The organism is Phyllobacterium sp. A18/5-2, assembly GCF_025452215.1.
GTDB classification, from domain to species: Bacteria; Pseudomonadota; Alphaproteobacteria; order Rhizobiales; family Rhizobiaceae; genus Phyllobacterium; species Phyllobacterium sophorae.
On the sequence record NZ_CP104967.1, the window covers coordinates 702,610 to 727,349 of the forward strand.

The 24,740-nt window shown below is 56.9% G+C and carries 19 protein-coding genes and 3 pseudogenes; 16 read left to right on the forward strand and 6 right to left on the reverse strand.

All coding sequences use genetic code 11. The features are described 5' to 3' along the window. Positions 1 to 1,212, forward strand: a complete 1,212-nt coding sequence (locus N8E89_RS21915; protein ID WP_262263201.1) for an amidohydrolase/deacetylase family metallohydrolase — start codon at positions 1 to 3, stop codon at positions 1,210 to 1,212. Positions 1,213 to 1,222: 10 nt separating this feature from the next. Next, complete coding sequence (locus tag N8E89_RS21920) at positions 1,223 to 1,720, forward strand: RidA family protein (protein WP_410010449.1); 498 nt, start codon at positions 1,223 to 1,225, stop codon at positions 1,718 to 1,720. Between the two features lie 4 nt (positions 1,721 to 1,724). Here the strand turns inward: N8E89_RS21920 and N8E89_RS21925 are convergent, their stop codons facing one another. After that, entirely contained in the window at positions 1,725 to 2,558 is an 834-nt protein-coding gene (locus N8E89_RS21925; protein WP_410010450.1) for an IclR family transcriptional regulator, read from the reverse strand. 114 nt (positions 2,559 to 2,672) lie between these two features. Here N8E89_RS21925 and N8E89_RS21930 point away from each other — a divergent pair, with 114 nt between their 5' ends. The 11 genes and pseudogenes from N8E89_RS21930 to N8E89_RS21980 all read left to right on the forward strand — a co-directional run. Beyond that, positions 2,673 to 3,884: an aminotransferase class V-fold PLP-dependent enzyme gene (locus tag N8E89_RS21930; RefSeq protein WP_262263202.1), complete on the forward strand. Its 1,212-nt coding sequence runs from the start codon at positions 2,673 to 2,675 to the stop codon at positions 3,882 to 3,884. A 23-nt stretch (positions 3,885 to 3,907) separates the two neighbouring features. Beyond that, positions 3,908 to 5,724, forward strand: a pseudogene (locus tag N8E89_RS21935) (ABC transporter ATP-binding protein). 124 nt (positions 5,725 to 5,848) lie between these two features. Then, positions 5,849 to 7,039, forward strand: a complete 1,191-nt coding sequence (locus N8E89_RS21940) for a glycine C-acetyltransferase (protein WP_262263203.1) — start codon at positions 5,849 to 5,851, stop codon at positions 7,037 to 7,039. A 9-nt stretch (positions 7,040 to 7,048) separates the two neighbouring features. After that, positions 7,049 to 8,086: an L-threonine 3-dehydrogenase gene (tdh, locus tag N8E89_RS21945; RefSeq protein ID WP_262263204.1), complete on the forward strand. Its 1,038-nt coding sequence runs from the start codon at positions 7,049 to 7,051 to the stop codon at positions 8,084 to 8,086. Positions 8,087 to 8,183: 97 nt separating this feature from the next. Next, positions 8,184 to 9,122, forward strand: a complete 939-nt coding sequence (locus N8E89_RS21950) for a lipid kinase (RefSeq protein ID WP_262263205.1) — start codon at positions 8,184 to 8,186, stop codon at positions 9,120 to 9,122. A gap of 96 nt (positions 9,123 to 9,218) precedes the next feature. Then, positions 9,219 to 9,605, forward strand: coding sequence for a DUF6152 family protein (locus tag N8E89_RS21955; RefSeq protein ID WP_262263206.1), 387 nt, complete (start codon positions 9,219 to 9,221; stop codon positions 9,603 to 9,605). Beyond that, positions 9,605 to 10,087 (forward strand): DUF6644 family protein, encoded by a 483-nt coding sequence (locus tag N8E89_RS21960; RefSeq protein ID WP_410010456.1) that lies wholly within the window; start codon positions 9,605 to 9,607, stop codon positions 10,085 to 10,087. Before N8E89_RS21955 ends, N8E89_RS21960 begins: the two co-directional genes overlap by 1 nt. A gap of 367 nt (positions 10,088 to 10,454) precedes the next feature. Beyond that, positions 10,455 to 11,264 carry an N-formylglutamate amidohydrolase gene (locus N8E89_RS21965; protein ID WP_262263208.1) on the forward strand — a complete coding sequence of 270 codons (810 nt, stop codon included), beginning with the start codon at positions 10,455 to 10,457 and terminating at the stop codon, positions 11,262 to 11,264. A gap of 1 nt (position 11,265) precedes the next feature. Further along, a complete protein-coding gene (locus N8E89_RS21970) occupies positions 11,266 to 13,164 on the forward strand; it encodes a flavohemoglobin expression-modulating QEGLA motif protein (RefSeq protein ID WP_262263209.1) in 1,899 nt (632 codons plus the stop codon). 19 nt (positions 13,165 to 13,183) lie between these two features. Beyond that, complete coding sequence (locus N8E89_RS21975) at positions 13,184 to 14,230, forward strand: glutathione synthetase (RefSeq protein ID WP_262263210.1); 1,047 nt, start codon at positions 13,184 to 13,186, stop codon at positions 14,228 to 14,230. A 130-nt stretch (positions 14,231 to 14,360) separates the two neighbouring features. Next, positions 14,361 to 14,564 (forward strand): annotated as a pseudogene (locus N8E89_RS21980) (bifunctional methylenetetrahydrofolate dehydrogenase/methenyltetrahydrofolate cyclohydrolase); the annotation flags it as partial. On the opposite strand, the gene N8E89_RS21985 reads toward N8E89_RS21980, so the two are convergent. Then, on the reverse strand, positions 14,548 to 15,441 hold the full coding sequence (locus N8E89_RS21985) for a UdgX family uracil-DNA binding protein (protein WP_410010451.1): 894 nt from the start codon (positions 15,439 to 15,441) through the stop codon (positions 14,548 to 14,550). The pseudogene N8E89_RS21980 and the gene N8E89_RS21985 overlap by 17 nt on opposite strands. A 602-nt stretch (positions 15,442 to 16,043) precedes the next feature. On the opposite strand from N8E89_RS21985, the gene N8E89_RS21990 reads away from it, so the two are divergent. From N8E89_RS21990 to N8E89_RS22000, 3 genes are read left to right on the forward strand one after another with little or no spacing between them, the layout of a single operon-like run. Further along, entirely contained in the window at positions 16,044 to 17,342 is a 1,299-nt protein-coding gene (locus N8E89_RS21990) for a CmpA/NrtA family ABC transporter substrate-binding protein (protein ID WP_262263211.1), read from the forward strand. An 11-nt stretch (positions 17,343 to 17,353) separates the two neighbouring features. Then, positions 17,354 to 18,238, forward strand: coding sequence for a nitrate ABC transporter permease (gene ntrB, locus N8E89_RS21995; protein WP_410010452.1), 885 nt, complete (start codon positions 17,354 to 17,356; stop codon positions 18,236 to 18,238). A gap of 13 nt (positions 18,239 to 18,251) precedes the next feature. Next, positions 18,252 to 19,049, forward strand: a complete 798-nt coding sequence (locus tag N8E89_RS22000) for an ABC transporter ATP-binding protein (RefSeq protein ID WP_262263212.1) — start codon at positions 18,252 to 18,254, stop codon at positions 19,047 to 19,049. A gap of 268 nt (positions 19,050 to 19,317) precedes the next feature. Here N8E89_RS22000 and N8E89_RS22005 read toward each other — a convergent pair whose 3' ends face one another. From N8E89_RS22005 to N8E89_RS22020, 4 genes and pseudogenes are all read right to left on the reverse strand, one after another. Further along, a complete protein-coding gene (locus N8E89_RS22005) occupies positions 19,318 to 19,998 on the reverse strand; it encodes a superoxide dismutase (RefSeq protein ID WP_262263213.1) in 681 nt (226 codons plus the stop codon). Between the two features lie 109 nt (positions 19,999 to 20,107). Beyond that, complete coding sequence (locus N8E89_RS22010; RefSeq protein WP_262263214.1) at positions 20,108 to 21,658, reverse strand: adenylate/guanylate cyclase domain-containing protein; 1,551 nt, start codon at positions 21,656 to 21,658, stop codon at positions 20,108 to 20,110. A gap of 4 nt (positions 21,659 to 21,662) precedes the next feature. Further along, positions 21,663 to 22,029: pseudogene (locus N8E89_RS22015) on the reverse strand (response regulator). Between the two features lie 14 nt (positions 22,030 to 22,043). Then, on the reverse strand, positions 22,044 to 24,653 hold the full coding sequence (locus N8E89_RS22020) for a response regulator (protein WP_262263215.1): 2,610 nt from the start codon (positions 24,651 to 24,653) through the stop codon (positions 22,044 to 22,046). Positions 24,654 to 24,740 lie beyond the last annotated feature (87 nt).

Genomic DNA, 24,740 nt, shown 5'->3' on the forward strand with positions numbered 1-24,740 from the left:
ATGCCTGCCTCTTTTGCAACCGATGGTCGTTTGTTGCTGACCAACGTCAAACCGGTTGCCTTCGGACCTGACACACCATCTTCGACGATCGACATTCTGATCGATGCCGACGGAAAGATCGCCGAATTCGGCCGGTCGCTGAACGTTCAGGCCGACATTCGCCGTGTCGATGCCAACGGCGCGTGGATTTCACCGGGCTGGGTTGATCTGCATACCCATATCTGGCACGGCGGCACCGACATTTCCGTTCGTCCGCAAGTGTGCGGCGCGCAGCGGGGTGTAACGACCATCGTCGATGCGGGTTCAGCCGGCGAAGCCAACTTTCACGGATTTCGCGAATACATCATCGAGCCGGCGCGCGAGCGCATCAAGGCGTTTTTGAACCTCGGCTCGATAGGGCTGGTCGCCTGCAACCGCGTAAGCGAACTCAGCGACATCCGCTCGATCGATATTGACCGTACGGTGGCCTGCGTCAACGAAAACCGCGATCATATTGTCGGTCTGAAAGTGCGCGCCAGCCACGTCATAACCGGGTCATGGGGCGTGACACCGGTCAAAGTGGGCAAAAAGCTCGCCAAGATTCTCAAAATCCCGATGATGGTGCACGTCGGCGAGCCGCCGGCTCTCTATGACGAAGTCCTGGAGATTCTCGGGCCCGGCGATATCATCACCCATTGCTTCAATGGCAAGGTGGGCAGCAGCATTATCGAGGACGACGACCTGTTCGAACTGGCGGCGCGCTGTGCAGGCGAGGGTATCCGCCTCGACATCGGCCACGGCGGTGCCTCGTTCTCCTTCCGCGTGGCGGAAGTCGCGATTAAGCGTGGTCTCCTGCCCTTCTCAATCTCGACCGACATCCACCTGCGCAGTTTGAATTTTGCCGTATGGGATCTTGGCACCACCATGTCGAAACTCCTGAGTGTCGGCATGCCGTTCGACAAGGTGGTGGAAGCAGTGACGATCTCACCGGCATCCGCCATCAATCTGCCGACGGACAATCTGCTTTCCGCCGGGGCACGCGCAGATTTCACCATCTTCGAGCTGGCCGCTTCCGATCTTACGGTTATCGATTCGATGGGCTACGAAGCACGGCTCGACAAACTGTTCGAGCCACGCTGGGCGGTGCTGGGCAACGAGCTCATCACTGCCAGCCGCTATCAGCCGGCAGAGCCTGAAACATCCGGCGCCATCGCGCCCTATTCATACCGCTAAGGAATAAGCCTTGAGCCATATATCAAGTCCGGCAATCGATGCTGACATTTCTCCCTACGACCGCCTGAAGGCGCTTGGCGTCACGCTGCCGCCAGCGCCGAGCCCGATTGCCAACTTTGTTACCCATATCCAGGAAGGCAATATGCTCTACCTCTCGGGGCAGGGGCCGCGCGAAGCAGACGGCTTCATGCATACCGGTAAGGTCGGTGGCAATGTGACTGTCGAAGAAGCCTACAAGCACGCGCGTCTGACCGGCATCAACCTGCTTGCGGTCATGCAGTCGGCCCTGGGGGATTTGGGCCGCGTCAAGCGCGTTGTAAAACTTCTCGGCATGGTCAATGCCGTGCCCGATTTTGCCGATCATCCCTCGGTCATCAATGGCTGTTCGGATCTTCTCATCGACGTGTTCGGCGAAGCCGGGAACCATGCGCGTTCGGCGGTTGGCTTCGGCTCACTGCCGGGAAATATCACCGTGGAGATCGAGGCGATCATCGCCTTGAAAGACTAAGGGCTTAAGAGTGGCTGCGCCAACCCATCACCGTTTCAATCCGTTCCGCCGAAGCCTTGACCTCGGTCGTATAACGCTCGGGATGATCGGTGATCTTTTGTTCGGGAAGAACGATGGATATGGTCGCAATGCATGTTCCCTTGTCGTCGCAAATGGGCGAGGCAACGCAGGCAACGGCATAGTCGGATTCGCCCGCCTGGATGGAAATGCGGGCCTGCAAGGCCTGCCTGGCCGATTCCGACAGCACGGCCGGATCGATCACCGCCCGTCCGGTCGGCGAGGATTTGGCGCAATGTTCGAACAGGTCCAGCCGCTCTTGTTCCGGCAGATGGCCAACCAGCAGTCGCCCGGACGCGGTCCAGTTGAGTGGCACCCGGGTGCCGACACGAGACGTTACCTGGAAATGTCCCGGACCATCAGCCATGGCCAGCACCATCATATGGTCGCCGTCGCGGCCACAAACCTGAACCGTCTCGCCCGAAACGCGGCTGAGATTGTGCATTTCGTGATTGGCGACGTTGAGGAAATCCAGCGAACGCGCATAGGCAAGGCCGTAATGGTAAAGCCGCGCACCCAGCCAGACCGAGCTGTCACTGTTTCGCGAAAGCAGGTTCTTTTCGACCAGATCGTCGATAATCACATAGACGGTGGAAAGCGGCGCACCGATCGCCTTTGCGATGGCATAGACACCGGCCGGGCTTCCTGTCTCGTACAAATGGTCGAGAACCTGCAGCGCGCGGTCAATGCCGCTGACACGCGATCGCTTGACCTTCGCGTCGGCCTTTTCGGTTTTGTCAAAACCGCCGGTGGCGTCCATGTCTGATGTCTTTGCGTCCACGTTCAGGCTCCTGGCAGGATCATTCAGTCTTGCGACTCTTTATTACATTATAACGGCATATATGCCAAGCAAATGGAATATTTTGCTCGGCAGCATCACTTCAAGGAGAATAGCATGACCGACTCTCACACGCCGCCCGATTTGCGCCAGTCCCTCGGCCTTCGACCCGTCATCAATGTGTCGGGGACCATGACATCGCTCGGCGCGTCGATCGTCGTGCCGGAAGCTGTCGCAGCCATGAGTGCCATACTCCCGCAATTCGTGGAAATCAATGATCTGCACAAAATGGCAAGCCCCGTGATCGCACGCCTGACCGGCGGCGAGGCAGGCTTTGTCACGGCGTCCTGTTCGGCGGGCATAAGCCTCGCCGTTGCCGCAACGATGACCGGAAACGATCTCGCTGCCATCGAGCGTCTGCCCGACACGACAGGGTTAAAGGACGAGGTCATTATTCAGACAGGGCATGTTGTCAGCTATGGCGCACCGGTCGATCAGGGCATCCGCCTTTCTGGCGCCAGGGCCGTGCTCATCGGCCAGGCGACGTCATGCTATCCCTATCACCTCGAAGGCGCTATCAATGAGCGCACGGCAGCAGCGGTCTTCGTCGTTTCGCATCACACCGTTCAGTATGGGCTCATCGCCCTGAAGAAATTTGCCGAGGTCTGCCATGCGCGCGGCGTGCCGGTCATCGTCGATGCCGCGTCGGAATATGATCTGAAGATCTTCCTCGCACAGGGCGCCGATATCGCCCTCTATTCCTCGCACAAATTTCTCGGCGGACCGACCGGCGGCATTGTTGCCGGGCGCAAGGCGCTGGTGCGCAGTGCCTTCCTGCAAAACATGGGGATCGGCCGCGGCATGAAGCTTGGCAAGGAAAGCATCCTTGGCACCATTGCCGCACTGGAAGCCTGGGAAAAGCGTGACCATGCCGGCATTCGTGAGAAGGAAACCGGCTACCTCAATTTGTGGAAGCAGACACTGACTGGCAAACCAGGTGTCACCGCCGAGATCGAGCCGGATCCGACCCACAATCCACTTGATCGTTTGCGCGTGAGCGTCAATGCGCAAGAGTCGCATATAACGGCCTGGGATCTCGCCGATGCGCTGGCGCGCGGTGCCCATCCTGTCATCGTGCGCGATCACGAAGCCGAACACGGGTACTTCTATATGGACCCATGCAACCTGCATCCGGGCGAAGAGAAAATTGTGGCAAGGCGCCTCGATGAGGAACTTGGCAAGGCCAGGGCCTCGAACGAAATCATCTCGACGCCATTTGAAGAACGCTATGCGCGTCGTATCGCCGGCCTGATGCGCTGGCCCGATTGAGCGGAACGGTAAAAGGATAGCCCATGGAAAAGCCCATCGCCCCGGTTTTGTCGGTTTCCAACCTGACCACGTCCTTCCTCGCGGACGGTCAGTGGCGGCCGGTCGTGCGCAATGTATCTTTTGATGTTGCGCCCGGTGAAACGGTGGCAATCGTTGGCGAGTCCGGTTCGGGCAAGAGCGTTACGTCACTTTCGATCATGCGGCTTTTGCAGCAGGACAAGAGCCGCATCGAAGGCAAGATCATGCTGGGAGGGGAAGGATATTCTGGCATTGCCGGAAAACCAGATGCGTGCCGTGCGTGGCAATGATGTGGCCATGATCTTTCAGGAACCGATGACCAGCCTCAACCCGCTGTTCACGGTCGGCCAGCAGATCAGCGAGGCGCTGCTTTGCCATCACCCTATCTCGCGGGCAGAGGCGAAGGCCGAGACCGTTCGCCTTTTGGAAAAAGTCCGCATACCGGCAGCCAAATCGCGATTTGACGAATATCCGCACCGGTTTTCCGGAGGCATGCGCCAGCGCGTGATGATTGCCATGGCGCTTGCCAGCAAACCCAAACTGCTTATCGCTGATGAGCCGACAACCGCTCTGGATGTGACCATCCAGGGTCAGATCCTCGATCTCATCAAATTGTTGCAGGATGAGGAGGGGGCTTCGGTTCTGTTCATTACCCACGATATGGGCGTGGTGGCGGAAATTGCCGACCGGACCGTGGTCATGTATGGCGGCGAGGCCGTCGAAACAGGCAAGACCGAAGACATTTTCGCCCGGCCACAGCATCCCTATACCCGGTCGCTGTTGTCGGCCGTTCCTATCCTTGGCTCGATGAAGGGACATAGTCGGCCCTTGCGGTTTCCCGTCGTGGATCGCGCCACAGGGAGCTCCGATACCCCCGTCGAAGCTGCCGATACGGTCCAACGGGAAGCCGAACCGCTTCTCGACGTGCGCAATTTGACGACACGGTTCAATATCCATTCCGGGATGTTCGGCCAACTTGAGGGGCGGGTGCACGCGGTCGAGAACCTGTCCTTCACCCTACAGTCCGGCGAAACGCTGTCACTGGTCGGTGAATCGGGCTGCGGCAAGTCGACGACCGGACGCTCGATCATGCGCCTTGTCCAGGCTCAAGGCGGCGAAGTCCTGCTCAACGGCCAGGATGTGCTGACCATGGATCAAAAGCAGCTGCGTGACATGCGCCGGACCATGCAAATGATCTTCCAGGATCCGTTTGCCAGCCTCAACCCGCGCATGACTGTGGGTGCTGCAATTGCCGAACCGTATCTGGAACATAAGCTTGGAACCCGCGTGCAGGCACGCGAGCGGGTGGCGGATCTTCTTGAACGCGTCGGCCTCAGCACGGACATGGCAGCGCGCTACCCGCACGAATTCTCCGGCGGCCAGCGCCAGCGCGTCTGCATTGCCCGCGCGCTTGCTCTTGATCCCAAGATCATCGTCGCCGACGAGATCCGTCTCGGCGCTCGATGTGTCGATCAAGGCGCAGGTCATCAATCTTCTGCTTGATCTGCAGGCCAGTCTGAACCTGGCCTATCTTTTCATTTCGCACGATATCGCAGTGGTCGAACGCGTCAGTCATCGCATCGCCGTCATGTATCTGGGCGAAATCGTCGAAATCGGACCGCGCGCCGCGATTTTTGAAAATCCGCAACACCCCTATACCAAAAAGCTGATCTCGGCAGTGCCTGTCCCCGATCCGGCGCGGCGCGGTATGAAACGACCGGTCTCAAATGAGGTCAAGAGCCCGGTGCGTACACCGGACTTTGTCGTTCCCGTGCGCCAATATGCGGAAATCTCGACAGGACACCTGGTCCAGCTGCAGTGATCTTCGTTATCGAATGCAGCTGCTGACACACGGGGTCGATGGTGCGCGCTGAAAAATTTCTCTATCATTCGCCTTGGCGCCGTGGCATTCCTGCGCCATCGGAAACGCACGACAGAGCGGCACCATGACCAAGCAATTCATCGACCATTTGTCCCGCGAACTGGCGGGACTGAAGGAGACCGGACTATACAAGTCCGAACGTGTCATCACCTCGAAACAGGCCGGGCAGATCGAGATTTCGACAGGCGCAAAGGTGCTGAATTTCTGCGCCAACAACTATCTCGGCCTGGCCAACAATGAAGAGCTGGCGGCAGCCGGCAAGGCCGCGCTCGACCGTTACGGTTACGGCATGGCCTCGGTGCGTTTCATCTGTGGCACACAGGAAGAGCATAAGCAGCTTGAAGCGCGTATCTCCAGTTTTCTTGGACTTGAAGATACGATCCTGTACTCCAGCTGTTTCGACGCCAATGGCGGCCTGTTCGAAACGCTCCTTGGTGATGAAGATGCCATCATCTCGGATGCGCTCAACCATGCATCGATCATCGATGGTGTGCGCCTTTCCAAGGCCAAGCGCTTCCGCTATGCCAACAACGACATGGCCGCTTTGGAAGAAGAACTGAAGAAGGCCGAAGGCAGCCGCTTCAAGATGATCGCTACAGACGGCGTGTTTTCAATGGATGGCATTATCGCCAATCTTCAAGGCGTGTGCGATCTTGCGGAGAAATATGATGCGATGGTCATGGTCGATGACAGCCATGCCGTCGGTTTCGTGGGCAGCCATGGCCGCGGCTCCGCCGAACATTGCGGTGTCGAAGGGCGCATCGATATCATCACCGGTACCCTTGGCAAGGCCCTGGGCGGCGCATCGGGCGGCTATACATCCGCCAAGGGCCAAGTGATCGACTGGCTGCGCCAGCGCTCGCGACCCTACCTGTTTTCCAATACGCTGGCCCCGGTCATTGCCGCAGCTTCATTGAAGGTTTTTGACCTGATCGACCAGGGCGCGGACCTGCGGGCGCGTCTCAATGCCAATGCTGGGCATTTCCGCCGCGACATGACAAAGCTTGGTTTCACCCTGGCTGGCGCCGACCACCCGATCATACCGGTGATGCTCGGCGAAGCGACGTTGGCCCAGGAAATGGCATCGCGCATGCTGGAGAAGGGCGTGTACGTCATCGGCTTCGCATTTCCGGTGGTACCGAAGGGCCAGGCCCGCATTCGCACACAGATGTCTGCCGCCCACACCACGCAAGATGTCGCCCGGGCGATTGATGTCTTTGCGGAAGTAGGGCGTGATCTCGGTATCATCAAATAGGATAGATCCATGTCGAACATGATGAAGGCACTGGTCAAGGCCAAGGCGCAACCGGGGATCTGGATGGAACGGGTTCCGGTTCCCGAACCTGGCCCCAACGACGTTCTGATCCGCGTCAAGAAATCCGCCATCTGCGGAACCGATGTGCATATCTACAATTGGGACCAGTGGGCAAAGGCGACGATCCCGGTGCCGATGGTGGTGGGCCATGAATTCTGCGGCGAGATCGCCGAGATCGGTTCGGCCGTAGCCAAATACAAGGTCGGCCAGCGCGTTTCGGGCGAGGGCCATATCGTGTGCGGAACCTGCCGCAATTGCCGGGCGGGCAGGGGGCATCTGTGCCGCAACACGCTGGGCGTCGGCGTGCACCGGCCCGGGTCCTTCGGCGAATATGTCTGCATCCCGGAAGCCAATGTCGTGCCTATCCCCGATGATATCGAAGATGAAATTGCCGCGATCTTCGATCCGTTCGGCAATGCCGTGCACACGGCGCTAAGCTTCGATCTGGTTGGCGAGGATGTGCTGGTCACCGGCGCTGGCCCCATCGGTATCATGGGGGCGCTGGTCGCAAAGCGCTCCGGCGCCCGTAAGGTCGTGATTACGGATATCAATCCGGCACGTCTTTCACTCGCCCGCAAGCTCGGAATTGACCATGTCGTCGATGCATCGTCGCAAAACCTCGCCGATGTCATGCGGGAAATTGGCATGACCGAAGGTTTTGATGTCGGTCTGGAAATGTCGGGCGCGGCTCCGGCCTTCCGCGACATGATCGACAAGATGAACAATGGCGGTAAGATCGCCATCCTCGGTATTGCACCGACCGGCTTCGAAATCGATTGGAACAAGGTCATTTTCAAGATGCTTAACCTGAAAGGCATCTATGGCCGCGAGATGTTCGAGACCTGGTACAAGATGATTGCCTTTGTCCAGGGCGGACTTGATCTGTCGCCGATCATCACGCACCGTTTGCCGATTGATGATTTCCAGGCGGGATTTGACGCAATGCGCTCCGGCAGCTCCGGCAAGGTGGTCCTGAGCTGGGACTAGGAAACTTCGATCTTGAAGCCTTAATCCTTGTATCGCCACAATTAAACGCCCACCTGCGTTGATGACATCGGCACACCGGCGAAACTCAGGTAGGTATATGGCAGCAAAGTCGCTAAGGCGCGCGCTATTCATCGTTAATCCCAATGCGCGCAACGGCAGAAAGTCCGTCGCTACAGTCCGTCAGCTCCTTGAAGCTGGCGGCCTGACGCTTGTCGATGCAGCACCTGCGCAAGGCGAAAGCTTATCCGACGTCATCCGCCGCATGAGCAAAGCCTGCGATCTCGTGATTGTTGGCGGCGGCGACGGGACGCTGAATTCGGCAGCGGCCGGTCTCGTCGAGACAGGGCTGCCGCTGGGGGTCCTTCCGCTGGGCACGGCCAATGATTTCGCACGGACGATCGGCATTCCGCCGGACGCGCACGAAGCCGCCAAGTTAATACTTTCCGCCACGCCCCGGCCGATCGATCTGGGCGAGGTCAATGGTCACCTGTTTTTCAATGTGGCCAGCATCGGGTTCAGCGCGGAACTTGCAAGCGAACTGAGCGAAAAAGCCAAGAAGCGATGGGGCAAGCTCGGCTATGCCATTGTTGCTGCGCGGCTCTTGGCCCGTTCACGTCTGTTCACCGCATACGTCGAACATGACGGGTCAGTGGAAGAAATCCGGACGATGCAGGTATCGGTTGGCAATGGCCGGCACTATGGTGGAGGAATGACGGTCGAAGAAACCGCTACCGCCGATGATGGGCGCCTGGATTTCTACAGTCTTGAGGTTGATCACTGGTGGCGATTGCTGACCCTGTTGCCAAGCCTGCGCAAGGGCACGCAGGGCAAATGGGATGATGTGCGAGCCTTCCAGACCACCGAAGTCATAATCAAGACGAGCAAGCCGCGTGCGGTAAATACGGATGGAGATCTGACAACGTGGACACCGGCCTATTTCCGCATCCGGGAAAAGGCGATCCATGTCTTTGCTCCTTTTGACCAGCAACAAGGATTACTTACTCCGATTGAAACGGAGGTGTCGAACGATCGCTGATTGCAGCCGATCCTCACCATGCTGCAGTCAGATTGTTTGACTTGAGGACAATTGGTGCGACACTCAGTGGTCTCTGCGAACCTAAAGGAGGCAAACATGACGATGAACTTGTTCTGCCGATTGCTGAGCGGCGCTATGCTGACAATACTGATCATCTCGGGAGCCGCAGCGCATCACGGCTGGTCCTGGGCCGAGGCAGATCAGTTGGAGCTTAAAGGGGTAGTTCGGGATATTTATATGGGACCACCACATCCAACGCTGGATGTTGAGACAGCCAATGACGGTCTGTGGCGTATCGAACTTGCAAACCCGCGTCAAACCGAAAGGTCGGGCTTTGTCCAAGGTGTTGCAAAGGTTGGCGATGAGATCACCGCCCTTGGAAATCGCTCCAGTGATCCAAAGGAAAAGCGCATGAAGGCGGTAAGGATTACTGTAGGTGGGAAAACCTTTGATCTTTACCCTGAGCGCATTAAGACGAATTGATTGACGCGCTGGTGGAGCTTCTGCAGGCGTTCTCTGAATGGCCAGGCGCAGTCGTATTGCGGCGGGTTCAGCTTGCCTACCTGCTTGTCAACGCGGCGCATATAGTCTCGATCGCACTTGTGGTCGGCGCGATCGTGACGCTGGATCTTCGAATACTCGGAGCGTTCAAAGGGTATCCGATCAGTGTCCTTGGCCCGCCGCTATCGCGTATCGCGGCGACCGGTGTTGTGTTTGCTATTGTGACAGGATTGATGCTCTTCTCGGTGCGGCCGATTGCCTACGCCCAAAATACCGCGTTCCTCGCCAAGATCGGGCTCGTCGGTTTAGGCATCGTCAATGCCGTTCTTCTCCATCGCAGTCGCCATTGGCCGATTGCATTGTCGGGCGGTAAAATACACCGAGGAGTAAGGATATCGGCGCTGATGTCGATAACGGTCTGGATCAGTGCCATCGTCGCCGGTCGCTGGATTGGGTTTCTTTAATTGGGTTGTGATGTATCAGCAGCCATGCGCTGATCGTCAGGGGCACGTTGTTCCATCGGTAATCGATGAGGGAATTTTGTCAGAGGTGTTTCCCGGACAACAGCTTATGGGACCACGGCACTGACGCGTAACGGAAATCGGATTCCAAACGTTAGCTATTCTTGTGCGGACAGGTTTTGCGCCATGGCGATAAGCATGAACGCTGTTGTGATCTATGATGGTCAAGGACAACTGACTTCATATTAAATATTCCGCAATGTGCCTTGATGGAACCGCCTGATGGCATGAGACGTTGTCGTCGTACCGACCGGCTTGGCCCGATAATTGTGGCGAGAAGGATTTTAGTCCATCAATTGGGAGAACAAACTTGGCGTCGCAGGATGAATCGGGAAATAGCGCTGCCGATTGGTGGACGGTGCATTGCGGTTTGTCCCCGATCTTGGCCACGGCCATTCACAACGGCCACGCGGTCCGTCCAGCCATCGCGACGTTGATGGCAATCTCAGAAGCCGAGCGATTGCGCGAAGAAGATCCGTTCACCGCTTTCGCCGCTTGCGACGTTCCCAATCGTATCATCTTCCATCGCTCGCGCTTCGAGGTCGACCTTAACCGAGCGCGAGATGGGGCAATCTACCTTTCACCCGAGCAGGCCTGGGGGATCGACATATGGAATGCGAAACCCGACCCGAAGTCGATAAGGGATACGCTCAGCGTCTATGATGCCTATTACTCGATGCTGAGGCATGTCTTGCGTCAGCTCGAGAAACACCATGGGCGTTTCGTCGTACTCGACATTCATAGTTATAATCACCGCCGCGGCGGCCCGGACGCAGCACCATCTGATCCGAAAACCGCGCCCGATATCAATATTGGTACCTACTCCATGGATCGAGATCGATGGGCGCATGTTCTCGACCCCTTCATGGAAAAACTGCGCGGGTTCACGTTTCGCGGGCACCGCATGGACGTGCGCGAGAATGTGGCGTTTGAAGGTAAAGGCGAGCAGACGCGATTCATTCATGAAACTTTCCCCAGGACCGGCTGCGCCATGGCCATCGAATTTAAAAAATTCTTCATGGATGAATGGACAGGCTTACCGGACAAGTCAGCGCTGGTGGCGATGCGTGCTATGGTCCGGTCAACCCTACCCGTCCTGGAGGAAAGCCTGGGGCGATGAAATGAGCAAGGCGCAAACCAAAAAGAGTTCGGCGACGGCCGTCGACATAACAGCGGTCGAGGAGGCACTTGCATCAATCAATGCCGGAAAGTCAGTGCGATGCGACCTCGACAATGGGGGGCGGATTCATATCGATCGTGCTCTCCCTTTTCTTTGCGTCTATGTGAGCGATGGGCGCGACGGTGACGCAGCGCTGGATATCACGTCGGCCAATGCGTCCTATCTGATTGCCCCTGATCTGGATTTCGCCGTGGCGGCTGTCCAGGCAATTGCCGGCGCTATGACGAAGCGCTTTACCGCCTTCGTGGTGCTTGACGTCGGCGAACTCGCGCAGGATAGGCTTCTCAGCGATGACGCACCCTATCTCCTGCCTTTCGAAATCACCCTTTCCGGCACCGATCAACCGGAAACCCATGCTGCGTTAGACGGTTTTGCCTCAGCAGTTGGGAGCATCGAGGCGAAATTCCGTTCTCCCCGTCTCGATAGACGTCGTGCAGCAGACGATCCGCACGCCCGTCTTGCTGCGCGCTTGGACGGGTTTGCCTGCGTGACCGTACGTTTCGCACCAATCTACCGCGTGCCTGGGTCCGAGAACACCTATCCCGACCTGCGCGAAAGGGTGGTGGCCAACATTTTCGATGCCGGGTTGCAGGCGATCGCCGCATTCCTGAAGGCGGCCGGCATTTTCAACCTGCCAACGCATCGCGCGCTCGGGCGGCGAGCCTTCGTCGACGCCGTCGAACGTGCCGATCGCTGTATCGACGAAATTGCCGCGACATTCGACTTTTTGCTGGCGGTCACGCCCATCAACGCCGATGCGGCCTGGCAAGATTTTAAGGCGAACGGATTTCAGCGCCCGCCCAAATTCCTCTACCGGCCGCTAACCGTCCAGGTAAATGTCGAGAAGAAAAAGCTCTTCTCTATTGCCTTCGACCGCTTTGAAGATCCCGTTCTTTTCAATCTCTACCGCGAAAAGCAACAGGAACTCGATTTGCAATTGTCGATGCTTTTCGCCCGGGAAACCCCTCGCTTTATGGAGTTCAGCCGCGCCCTTTACGGGCGCGTCGAACCTAGCCTGCTTAATGCGGCAAAAGACATCCTGGCCAAAACGGTGGGTCCAGGGGGCGAAATTGCAGGCGGCGGTCGGGCCGGAAGCGTCGATTGCTACGTCATCGAGCAGGCGGCGCGTACGATGATCGAAATGTATCGCAGGCAATATTCCGGTTTTGAGGCGACGGTCGAGCTGCGCGACGACCTGCCAGCGGGTCTGCTGGTTTCGGGGGGCCGCCTTTTGATTTCTCGCAGCACAATCATGACGCGGCGCAGACTGACCGCTCTCCTCAGTCATGAGATCGGTGTTCACCTATTGACCTATTTCAATGGGTCGGCGCAAGGGCTGCGGTTGTTCCGGACGGGCCTTGCGGGGTATGAGGGCGTGCAAGAAGGGCTTGCAGTCTTGGCTGAATATCTCGTTGGCGGCATGACCACTGAACGCCTGCGCCTCATTGCAGCCCGCGTTGTCGCATGCGCGGCGATGCTGGAAGGCGCATCGTTCCAAGAGATATTCCATGCCTTGGTTCGCGACTATGGCTTCAGCGAAATCAGCGCCTTCAATGTGACGCTTAGATTATATCGCGGAGGAGGTCTGGCCAAGGACGCGATCTATCTGCGGGGCCTCCAGGAGGTGCTCAAGCATCTGGCCAACGGCGGCGCACTCGATCCGTTCTGGATGGGGAAAATCGCTGCGTCGCATTTCGGTGTCATGCAGGAATTGAATTCCCGCGGTCTGCTGAAAGCACCGGAAATAAGGCCCGTTTTTCTTTTGCATCCGCAGGCTCAGAAGCGACTGGAGAAGGCTCGTTCTGGCCTCCTGCCCGTCGACATGATCGCAAGTTCGTAACCTAGTGTAGGATCACTCCATGCGCATAGCATTCTTTGTCAACTCCATCGAAGGCGAAACGCCGCGTTACACGACCACTCTGCTGGCGCTCGCCGCGCTCAGCCGTGGACATGAGATCTATTATCTAACGCCTGGCGATTTCGTGCTGCGTGCCGATAATAGTCTCATGGTGCGCGCTACCGTACTGCCCGGTACCACCTATAAAAAATTGGAAACCTTTCATAAAGACTTGCAGAGCGACAAGACCAAGATCGAAACGATCGACGTGCGCGAAATCGACGTGATCTTCCTGCGCAATGACCCAGCCCAGGACGCCGCCGAGCGGCCATGGGCTACACATGTCGGCGCGATGTTTGGTCGACTCGCATCCGAACGTGGTGTGCTGGTCGTTAACGATCCCACTGGGCTCGCGCTCGCTCAAAACAAACTTTATTTTCAGGACTTTCCTGAATCCGTGCGACCGATCACGTTGATTTCTAAAAGTATCGAAGAAATCCGCGCTTTCATCGAAAAACAGCCGATGGGCGCCATCGTCAAACCTTTGCAAGGGTCCGGTGGCAAGAACGTTTTTAAAATCGATTCGCCAAAGGATGCCAACCTCAACCAGATATTCGAAGCGGTCAGCGGCGAAGGCTACCTCATCGCTCAAGGCTATCTGCCTGAGGCCAAGGCGGGTGATATTCGCCTCTTCGTGATGAACGGAAAGCCGCTGAAACGAGACGGAAAATATGCCGCCTTTCGCCGGGTGCCGGCGAAAGGTGAAGTGCGCTCCAATATCCATGTCGCAGGCACCGCCGAGATCGTGGAGATTAACGATAAGATTTTAGCAGTCGCCGAAATGGTGCGACCAAAACTGGTACAGGACGGGATGTTCCTTGTTGGCCTTGATATCGTCGCAGATAAGATCCTTGAGATCAACGTCTTCACCCCGGGCGGGCTTTCGAGTATGTCGGAGATGTACCAAACCGATTTTGCCGAGAGCGTGATCTTGGCGCTCGAAAACAAGCTGATAATCCGTGAGGCGTATCCGGCCTCGGTGTCCAATCGACAATTGGCGGCGCTGTAATTAATTATCGGCGTCGGCACGCGCCATTTGTGACTTGACTGGGATCATCCGCCTGGGCAAGTGACGCCGATTTCAACCGGGATCGTCAATGCTCTTCGCCACTGCGGCCGAATGCAACAACACCGAAAGCAATGCCAATGCCACGGTCACGATCGCCCGTTCCACGACGAAGGACTTGCCTGCATTGTGCCGTACCGCAGATATTCTTGTCGTCGCGGTGGGCGAGCCGGAAATGACGAAGGCAACACTCGAGCGGTCGGGAAAGGCTCGGCTCGTCGGGGATGTCGCATTTAAAGAATGCCTGGAGGTAGCAGATGTCATAACGCCCGCGCCTCGCTTATGGCCAACACGGCTACCGCAGCTTCGTGCTCATGAGGATCCTCACTCTGCCCAGTGTCTCGCGCCAGACAGTTCTGTGACTGCCCATGTACCTCGTTCTGGGTTTTCCAGCTTCCGTTCGACTCGTTTCGACGCGATCTGGCGTGGCGCCACGATCTAAAAAGGTTGGCTGAACAGTTCATTCTGTGCAGTGGCTCGTGGTTGTTTCTCCGGTCTATGTCAGACTTTGCGGCGCCAACCCGCCCCTGGTCCAAAACCTCTTTCAGCCGGTTCAGATCATGGACGAATTTGATTTGCTCCGCATTCGCTGTGTGCCGATCACGCATTCTGAGAATATATGACGGATGAATAGTGACAAGCACAGGCGGCAGGTTTTGCGGACGAAAGATTGTGCCACGATCCTTTGTAATGCGAACCGCTTTGCCGACTAAATAACCTGCGGCCGTGGCTCCAAGTGCGACGATGATTTTCGGCTCGATCAGTTTGAGTTCGCTGCGCAACCACCAGGCACACTGTCGTATTTCGCCAGCATTGGGCTTCGAATGCAGCCGCCGTTTGCCGCGCTGCGTGAATTTGAAGTGTTTGACTGTGTTGGTGATGTAGCAGCGCTCCCGGTCAATGCCGGCCCTTGACAGGGATTCATTCAAAACAGCACCCGCAGGCCCGACAAAGGGCCTACCCGCCAAGTCCTCCTTGTCACCCGGTTGCTCACCGATCAGAATGATCTCTGCCTGCATCGGCCCCTCGCCAAAGACAGTCTGTGTAGCATGTTTGTAGAGATCACAGCGCTTGCAATGTTCGGCCTGCGCTTTGAGTTCGCGCAACGAGCCGACATTGGCCGTTTCGCCTTCCCGAAGATCAAACGTATCCATGACGACACATTGCGGCTGGTGGGATAGCCGCCTCGATCATTCTGTTTTTGTCCTGCCGCTCTAACGCGGCAGCAATGCGCAGGTTCCCGAGCTGGGTGCGCAAGCTCTCGGATTTGAGGGTGGACGCGTCGGCCGCATTGCATGCGCCGTCCAGCCAGGGGTGTGCAGGTCGTTCCGTTCTCTGAATACTCGGAACTGGGATGGCACCACATTACTTGCACGAGGAATATGGTGGCTGTCATGTCGCTCTTTGATGAACAATTTTTGTGCAGGCATAATAAATGGGCAGAAATTTCTCGCAGCAGCACAAATTTCGCGCTTGGGTCGGGAAACTTCGGTATTCCATGTGAGTGGCCAGCGCAAATGTTTATCGTTTTCAACCAATTCCCTGATCTACCGGAAAGTGGCATGGGGTTTGCTTGTATAGGTTGTTCCGTCAATGACGACAGGAACCCGTAGGGGCGCCGCAGGGGCCTCAAAGACATCGACGTCGCTCGGGCGAGTACATTTCACCGGTCCATCCGGGGGATGCACCCATCCAGCGGCGTTTTTTTATGACGCGAACCGGCTCAATAAGGCCGAAGCATTTAAAGGGAACAACGATGAAACAGAAACTGTCAACTGGCATACAAAGACGAATACTGCTGAAAGCAGGCGGAATGCTTGCTCTGCTTGCCGCTGCCAAATCTGCCTTTCCTGCTGGCGCCTATGCAGCAGCTGCAGGTCCCGAGACCACGAAGGCAACCCTCGGCTTCATTGCACTGACCGATTCCGCGCCATTGATCGTCGCCAAGGAGAAGGGCCTGTTTGCCAAATATGGCATGCCGGATGTCGAAGTCGTCAAGCAGGCCTCGTGGGGCACAACACGCGACAACTTGGTGCTGGGTTCAATTGGCAATGGTATCGACGGCGCACATATTCTCACCCCGATGCCCTACCTCATCAGCGCCGGTAAGGTGACCCAGAACAACCAGCCTCTGCCCATGGTCATCCTCGCGCGCCTCAATCTCGACGCCCAGGCGATTTCCATCGGGTCGGCCTATGCCGATTTGAAGGTTGGAGCCAATTCCGGGGTCTTGAAAGAGGCGTTTGCCAAGAAGAAGGCAGAAGGTAGCCCTGCCAAAGCTGCGATGACATTTCCTGGCGGCACCCACGATATGTGGATCCGCTATTGGCTCGCCGCCGGTGGCATAGACCCCGACAAGGACCTCGAAACCATCGTCGTTCCACCACCACAGATGGTTGCCAACATGAAAGTCGGCACGATGGATTGCTTCTGTGTAGGTGAGCCGTGGAACGCACAGCTCGTCAATCAGGGCATCGGCTATACGGCAGTCAATACGGCGGAAATCTGGGCCAAGCATCCGGAAAAATCGTTTGCCATGCGCGCCGATTGGGTTGAGAAAAATCCCAACGCCACCAAGGCGCTGCTGATGGCAGTCATGGAGGCCCAGCAATGGGCTGACGACTTGGCGAACAAGGACGAACTGGCAGCAATTGTTGGCAAACGCGCCTGGTTCAATGTCCCTGCCACCGATATCGTCGGACGGCTGAAAGGCGATTACGACTATGGCTCGGGACGTGTCGAAACGGCCAGCCCGCATTTAATGAAATTCTGGCGTGATCATGCCTCCTATCCGTTTCAAAGCCATGAAAAGTGGTTTCTGACCGAGAATATCCGTTGGGGCAAATTTGCGCCGGACACGGACATCAAGGCATTGGTCGGCAAGGTCAACCGCGAGGATCTGTGGCGCGAGGCAGCAAAGGAACTCGGCGTTGCCGCTTCCGACATCCCCGCCTCGACTTCGAGAGGTTCGGAAACTTTCTTCGATGGCAAGATTTTCGATCCGGACAATCCCCAGACCTATCTTGCCAGCCTCGACATCAAACGTTTTGCTTGAAGGAAACCGGTATGGCCGTCAGCCCCATTCCTGTGAACAAGAAGCCATATGCGGTCAAGATCATGACCCTTGCGGTTTCCCCAAAAACTGTTGCTCGGCGGTCGCTTGCCCAGTGGCTCTCTTCTTTGGCAGGACATATTCTGCCACCGCTCATTACCTTGGCATTCTTGATGGTGTTTTGGGAAATCATCTGTTCGTCACCAACCGCAAGCGTTCCACCACCCTCGCGTGTTGTCTCCGAAACCTGGGAACTGATTATTCATCCGTTCTATGTGGGGCAGGGCGTTGACCAGGGTCTGTTCTGGCATATCTTGGCCAGCCTCAAGCGTGTGGCTTTTGGTTATTGCCTTGCTGCGATCGCCGGGATTGCCCTTGGTACGCTGGTTGGGCAGAGCGATTGGGCCATGCGGGGTCTCGATCCGATCTTTCAGGTTTTGCGCACCGTGCCGCCGCTTGCCTGGCTGCCACTTTCACTCGCCGCGTTCAAAGACGGCAATCCCTCTGCAATCTTCGTGATCTTCATTACAGCCATATGGCCGATCATCATCAATACCGCCGTCGGCATCCGCAATATTCCGCAGGACTACCAGAACGTCGCCAAAGTACTTCGCCTTAACCAGTTCGAATATTTCACCAAGATCATGATCCCGGCAGCAGCCCCTTATATTTTCACGGGCCTGCGCATCGGCATCGGCCTGTCGTGGCTCGCCATCGTTGCTGCTGAAATGCTGATTGGCGGTGTCGGCATCGGGTTTTTCATCTGGGATGCCTGGAACTCCTCACGCATCAGCGACATCATTCTGGCTCTCATCTATGTCGGCATTGTCGGTTATCTGCTTGATCGCGCCATCGCCTTCCTCGCCAAAACGGTAACCCGCAACACGGCAAGCGCCTAAGGAGGAGACAAACATGTCAAAGCCCTATCTCTCGCTTGAACAGATCGACATGGTGTTCAGCCGCGGCGGCACCACCACACCGGTCCTGAACCAGGTTTCCCTGACAGTCGAAAAGGGTGATTTCATTTCGATAATCGGCCATTCTGGTTGTGGAAAATCGACGCTGCTCAACATTGTGGCAGGCCTGACCACGGCCACACGCGGCGTGGTGTTTCTGGAAGGCGCAGTTGTCGATGCACCGGGACCAGACCGGGCAGTCGTATTTCAGAACCATTCCCTGCTACCCTGGCTGACAGTCTACGAAAACGTCAAGCTGGCTGTCGACAAGGTATTTTCGGCGACAAAAAGCCGGGCAGAGCGTCACGAATGGACCATGCGCAATCTCGAATTGGTACAGATGGTCCACGCCAAGGACAAGCACCCAGCGGAAGTCTCCGGCGGCATGAAGCAGCGCGTCGGCATTGCGCGGGCACTGGCGATGGAGCCAAAAGTTCTGTTGCTCGATGAACCGTTCGGGGCACTTGACGCGCTGACGCGGGCGCATCTTCAGGATCAGGTCATGCAGATTCACGCTGAACTCGCCAATACGGTGTTGATGATCACCCATGATGTGGATGAGGCCGTGCTCCTTTCTGATCGCATCGTCATGATGACCAACGGGCCCTCGGCCAGGATCGGAGAGATTTTGCATGTTCCGCTCCTTCGTCCGCGCCGGCGCATCGAGCTGGCATCTGATGCGACCTACATCCGCTGCCGATCGGCGGTGCTGAAGTTCCTCTATGAGCGTCACCGGCTCGTGGAGGCCGCGTAGGCCAGAAGGAACCGATGCAAGTTCTGTCTAAGGGGCCCTTCTTTGATGCCGGCGGGGCCCTGCCGGCGGAACAATCGCCTCGGCGCAGCGGCGGCACCGAAATAGTCTGGGTTCCACAGGCAAAAGTGGCAGACGTATGCACCCCATTCGGCAGCGTTTCTGTGATGGGATCATTGCGGCGAAAAATGCGCGGGTCCCTTCATCGATCAAGGGACGTATCAACCGTTGCCACTGCCACTGCTCAAGCCGCCCCACTCGCGCACGCGTCTCATGGCTGGAATTGGTCGCTGGCGTAGCGCCAGTTGACAAGATTGTCGAAAACAGCGCTCACATGTTCGGTGCGACGGTTTTCGTAGTCGAGGTAATAGGCGTGTTCCCATACATCAATTCCGACAATAGCAACCTTGCCCACGGCGATGGGCGTGCCTGCATCCGGCAATCCAAGAACGGCCAGTTTTCCATTGTCGTTCACGAGCCACACCCAACCGGTGCCGAACACCGTGTCCGCTGTCTCAACGACCTTCTGCTTCAGGCCATCCATTCCACCAAATTCACGCCCGACGGCTTCCTTGAAACTGCCGGTTGGCGCCTCCGGCCCGCCCCTGAATTGCGCCCAGTAGAAATCGTGATTCCAGGCCTGTGCTGCCTGATTGAAAATGGCTTGGTCGTTCTTCGCGGTCGACGCTGAAACAACTTCGTCGAGCGATAGATCGGCATAGGCGGTATTCTGGACCAGCTGGTTCAGTTTCTTGAAATAGCCCGCATGGTGCTTGCCATAGTGCAGTCCTACCGTTCTTGCGGAAATCGTCGGCGAAAGTGCATTTTCATCGTAGGGAAGTTGCTTCTGGGCGAAAACTGTGGCAGCGGATGTTGAGATTGCCGGAGAAAGAATGGTGCCGGCAAGCGCTACACCGGATGCTGCGATCAATTGACGGCGATTGACGATCATCTTTCAACTCCTCGACGATAGATAACTGACTTGTTATTCGAAGGGGGCTCGGCCGACTGAACCAATGTGGCTCGCAGTGGAGCGTGGCAGGTCTTTGTCAGCCGCCCTTTTACGAAAGCACATAAGTTGTGTATTTGCCGATCCCTCTGATTTGCATAACTTCCTGTTGAGCATCCGCGAAACGCGCTCCGAGCGCTTCGAACGTGCTTTGCGATACCTTTATTCGTCCTGGAATACCGTAGGATTCCATCCGGCTCGCAACGTTAACCGTATGGCCCCACACATCATAGACAAATCGCTTTCGACCGATCAGGCCCGCAATCACCGGCCCGGTGTTTATCCCGATGCGCAGGCTAAGGGGAGGCTCGGGACCGATGTCTTTGGCCATTTCCGCCAACAACGCCTTGCTAAAGGCAACTGCCGCCAAAGCATGATCAGGGCGAGGGTCGGGCAATCCCGCTGCCGCCATATACGCATCTCCAATGGTCTTGATCTTTTCAACACCATATTGATCGGCAAGTTCGTCAAAACGCGAAAACAGATCCCCCAGCCTTTGTACCACCGCAGCTGCCGGCGTGCGCGCCGCAAACCCGGTAAAATTGACGATATCAGCGAACACGATCGTGGCCATGTCAATTCGGTCAGCGATGACTTCCTCGCCATTCGCCAGCCGGTTTACAACCTGCCTTGGAAGAATGGCATGAAGCAGTGCATCGGCCCTGTCTTTTTCGAACTCGATTTGGGCGAGATATCGCTTTTCCCGGTCGCGCCAACGGCTGCGCTCAAGACAGGCGGTAATACGCGCTCGCAACAGGATCGGATCGATCGGTTTTTGTAGATAGTCTTCAGCCCCTGCTTCGATGCAGCGGATAACTGCCTCATCATCTTTCAGGCCCGAAATCATGATGACGCGAATTTCTCGCAAATGCGCGTCCGACTTGAGCCGGCCAAGAAGCTCAATGCCATTCATGTCGGGCATCAGGACATCAGCCAATGCAAGATCGAATTCTTGCGTTCTTAAAATTCTGAGCGCCTCCTTGCCCGAGCTTGCCACAACAACGGCGTGGCCTTCACGACCAAGGCGCCTTGCCAGGAGATCGCGGTTTGATGCGGAGTCGTCAACGACAAGGATGCGTGCTGTCTCTTCAATCAGCCCCGACGGCCGAGCGGCTATCGTTCGGGCAAGGTTGGCAGCGATCGTTGCATCGAGGCCATTTTCAGACTTTTCACCAAGATCGAAAGGCGAAATATCAGTCCCTGCATCCATCTGCTGAAGGAGATTTCGGCTTTCGTGAATGATCCTCGAGATATCCCCAGTGGTGCGCGGTGATAAGGTGTCTGCAAAGTCCTCAATGATCATCTCGGAGTAGCCAAGAATCGCATTCATTGGGGTTCGCAGGTCGTGCCGCAACAGGGCATGGCCGGTAAAGCCGTTGGCGCCAGGCACTTCCTCGTCGAGGAACCGCCTGATCAATGCATTCAAATCGCGGGCCGCGCACAGCACCCTTTCCAGGTCTGGCAGCGCGTCGGTGGGTCCAGCCTCGCGCACCTCCTCAATGACCAGTTCCTGATAGCTCAGGATTGCCTGTGCTGGATCGACGATTTTCTGCACGATTCTGGCGACATACGCGCGATGCCCGATGTCAAGAGATTGGGCCACCAGCTCATCCTCCGGTCAAACGGGCAATTTTGTCGAGAAGTGCCGGCAATTCGATCGGCTTGGTATCGTAGTCGTCACAACCGGCTTCCATCGCCTTTTTCGCGATCACCAGCCATGGCATGGGCAGTAAGGGCGATAACCGGAATGCCGGCGGTAGCGGGATTGTCCTTGATCCGCCTTGTCGCTTCCCAGCCATCGATCACCGGCAGGCTCATGTCCATCAACACCAGATCGGGCATTGCAGTCACCGCCGCTTCCACCCCGGCAAGGCCGTTGGTTGCGATGATCACCTCGTATCCCCGCCGTTCCAGCCGGCGGGAGAGCATGTCCCGGTTCATCTCATTGTCTTCGACAAGAAGAATCTTGGTCATCCTATTCGGGCTCCTCACGCATCTTCGCTCACCGGCACATGCCGCTTTAAGGCTGCGATCAGATCGGCGCGGCCTCTGGTACCTTTTTTCACAACTTCGCTCGCACGCAGCTTCAGCCAATCCAGTTCGTCGCGGGTCAGATCCTTGGATGTGACGACAACGACCGGAATATCGGCCAGGTCCTGCCTTTCCTGTATGGCGCGAAGCAATGCAAAGCCGTCCATATTCGGCATCATCAAATCCAGCACCATAACGGTAGGACGTCCCGCATCAAGCTCTGCGAGGCCCCGCTGACCGTCCGCGGCCTCACGAACGCGCCAGCCTTCGCGAACAAGCACTCTGCGAAAGAGTTCACGTGTCGCCGGATCGTCGTCGACGATGAGCACGTCGTGCCGCCCGGGGCCGGCCACGGCGTTTAACGTCTCAATGAGTTGGCGCGGATCGATCGGCTTAATCAAATGGTCTGCAGCGCCGAAGGCCAGGCCCATCTCGCGGTCCCCCACAACGGTTGCGAGGATGACGGGGATATCGCTGAGCCCCTTGTCGGACTTGATTTCGCGTAACACCGACCAGCCGTCCTGACCTGGCATGATCACGTCCAGGATAATGGCATCGGGACGCAATTTGCGCATTTTTGCCATGCCTTCTTCACCGCCTGCCGCTTCGATAACCTTATAGCCGGCGCCGCGGATCGTGTCCGACATGAATTTGCGCGCCCGGGCCTCGTCGTCGATTACCAGAACCGTTCCACGGGTTCGCTCTGCCTCGGGCCTATCAGGTCGTGGTGAAATGTCCTGTGCAACGTTGGTTTTGCAGCTTGCAGGAATCCTGAAGCGAAAGGTCGAACCCTTGCCGAACTCGCTCTCCACATCAATGGTTCCGCCCATCATCTTGATGAAATGTCGGGTAATGGCGAGACCAAGCCCGGTTCCGCCGTAATTTCGCGTGGTTGAAGAATCGACCTGAACGAACGCCTGGAAGAGCTTTGCCTGCTGCTCGTGCGTCATGCCGATCCCGTTGTCGCTGACAGAAAACTCCAGCCAGTCACCTCCGCTCTCAAGCGAGCGGTTGACCGAAAGGCGGATTTCATCGTTTTCGGTAAATTTGGCAGCGTTGGAGAGAAGGTTAAAAAGGTTCTGTCGCAGCTTGGTCTTGTCGGTCTCAATTTCGTCCGGCTCGACAGAGGCGGTTACTGTCAGCCTGTTGCCCTTCTTCGCGATCAGCGGCGCAACGGTGCTTTCAACGTCCACGAGCAGCTGTTTCACACTGACAGGCTCGATATAAAGCTCCATCTTGCCCGCCTCGATCTTCGAAAGATCCAGAACATCATTGATCAATGCCAACAGGTGACGCCCCGACCCCATGATCTTGCCGAGGTCGGCGACAAAACCGGGTCTGTCCAGATCATTGGCATCTTCAATGAGCATCTCGCTATAGCCAATAATCGCATTCAAGGGCGTGCGTAACTCATGGCTCATTGAAGCGAGGAAGCGACTCTTTTCTTGACTGGCAACTTCCGCGCCGCGCCGCGCCTCCTCCAGTTCCGTATGGCGATGCTTTAAATCGGTAATGTCGGTGTAAACCGCAACAGTGCCGCCTTCGGGGGTCTTGCGCTTGGCGATACGAAGCCACATGCCGTTGGCGAATTGCCGTTCGATCGTGCCGTGTGGTTCCTGGTGACGCCGTAGAGCCTCACTCACCCAATTTTCTATGCCCATGCTGCCGATTTCAGCGGTGCCGCGTTCCGCCTGGGCGCGAATGATATCCTCGAAGGTTGTTCCTGGTATCATGAGATCTGCAATCTCAGGGAATATTTCCAGATACCGCTGATTGACCAGGACAAGCCGATCCTGCGCATCAAAGAACGCAAAGCCGTCTGGGATCGTCTCGATTGCGGTCATGACGGTGTTTCTCTGGCGTTCGGCCGCCATTTCGAGCATTCGCCGCTCCGCTTGGCCGTCGCGCAACAGGCGCAAGGTCGTCGAAAGCCTGCCAAATTCATCTTGACCCTCCGGCGGCAGATCGACGTCCTCTTGTCCCTGTGTCAGTTGGAGCATGGCTTTGTCGACGCGCCCGAGTGGGATCAATATCGATCGAAGCACCAGCCAGGTCATAATCGCGCCGGCTATCGTAATAAGACCCACCGCGATCACGGAGCGAATATACGTATTGCGCGCTGACACAGCAGCCATGTCACGCGCATGATCCGCTTCGGCCTCAAGACGTTTTTCAAGGGTCGTGAGTACGCCGTCGACCTCGTCGCTAAAACTCCTGGCAGCGGCTAGCTGGGTGTTTCCGATGACACGGTTGTCCGCCGTATAGGCATCAACCGCCTGCATCATCTTGTCGTAGTAGGACTTGTAACCTTTCTCGATCGTATTGGCAGCATCCGGTGCAAAAACCTTCAGCTGTGCCAGATCTTCCTCCAATGCCGTGCGCGCTGCCTCAGCCCGTCTTTCGGACAGTGTAAGCAGGCTGACAGAAAGATCGGTAAGCCAATAGCGCACCTCACCAAAATGCCGGTGCGCCTTTGCGGCTTCGCTGAACATGTGAAAGCGGGCATTTGCTTCCTCCACGCGCCGCTGGTTTTCAAGCAAATCGTGCGCCATAAAGGCGACGCTCACCAATAAAGCGCCAAGCAACGCAGCGGAAAGACAAACAAGGCGGAGGGGGATCTTTCGGGCGGCCAAACGACCGATCTGTGTCCAGAT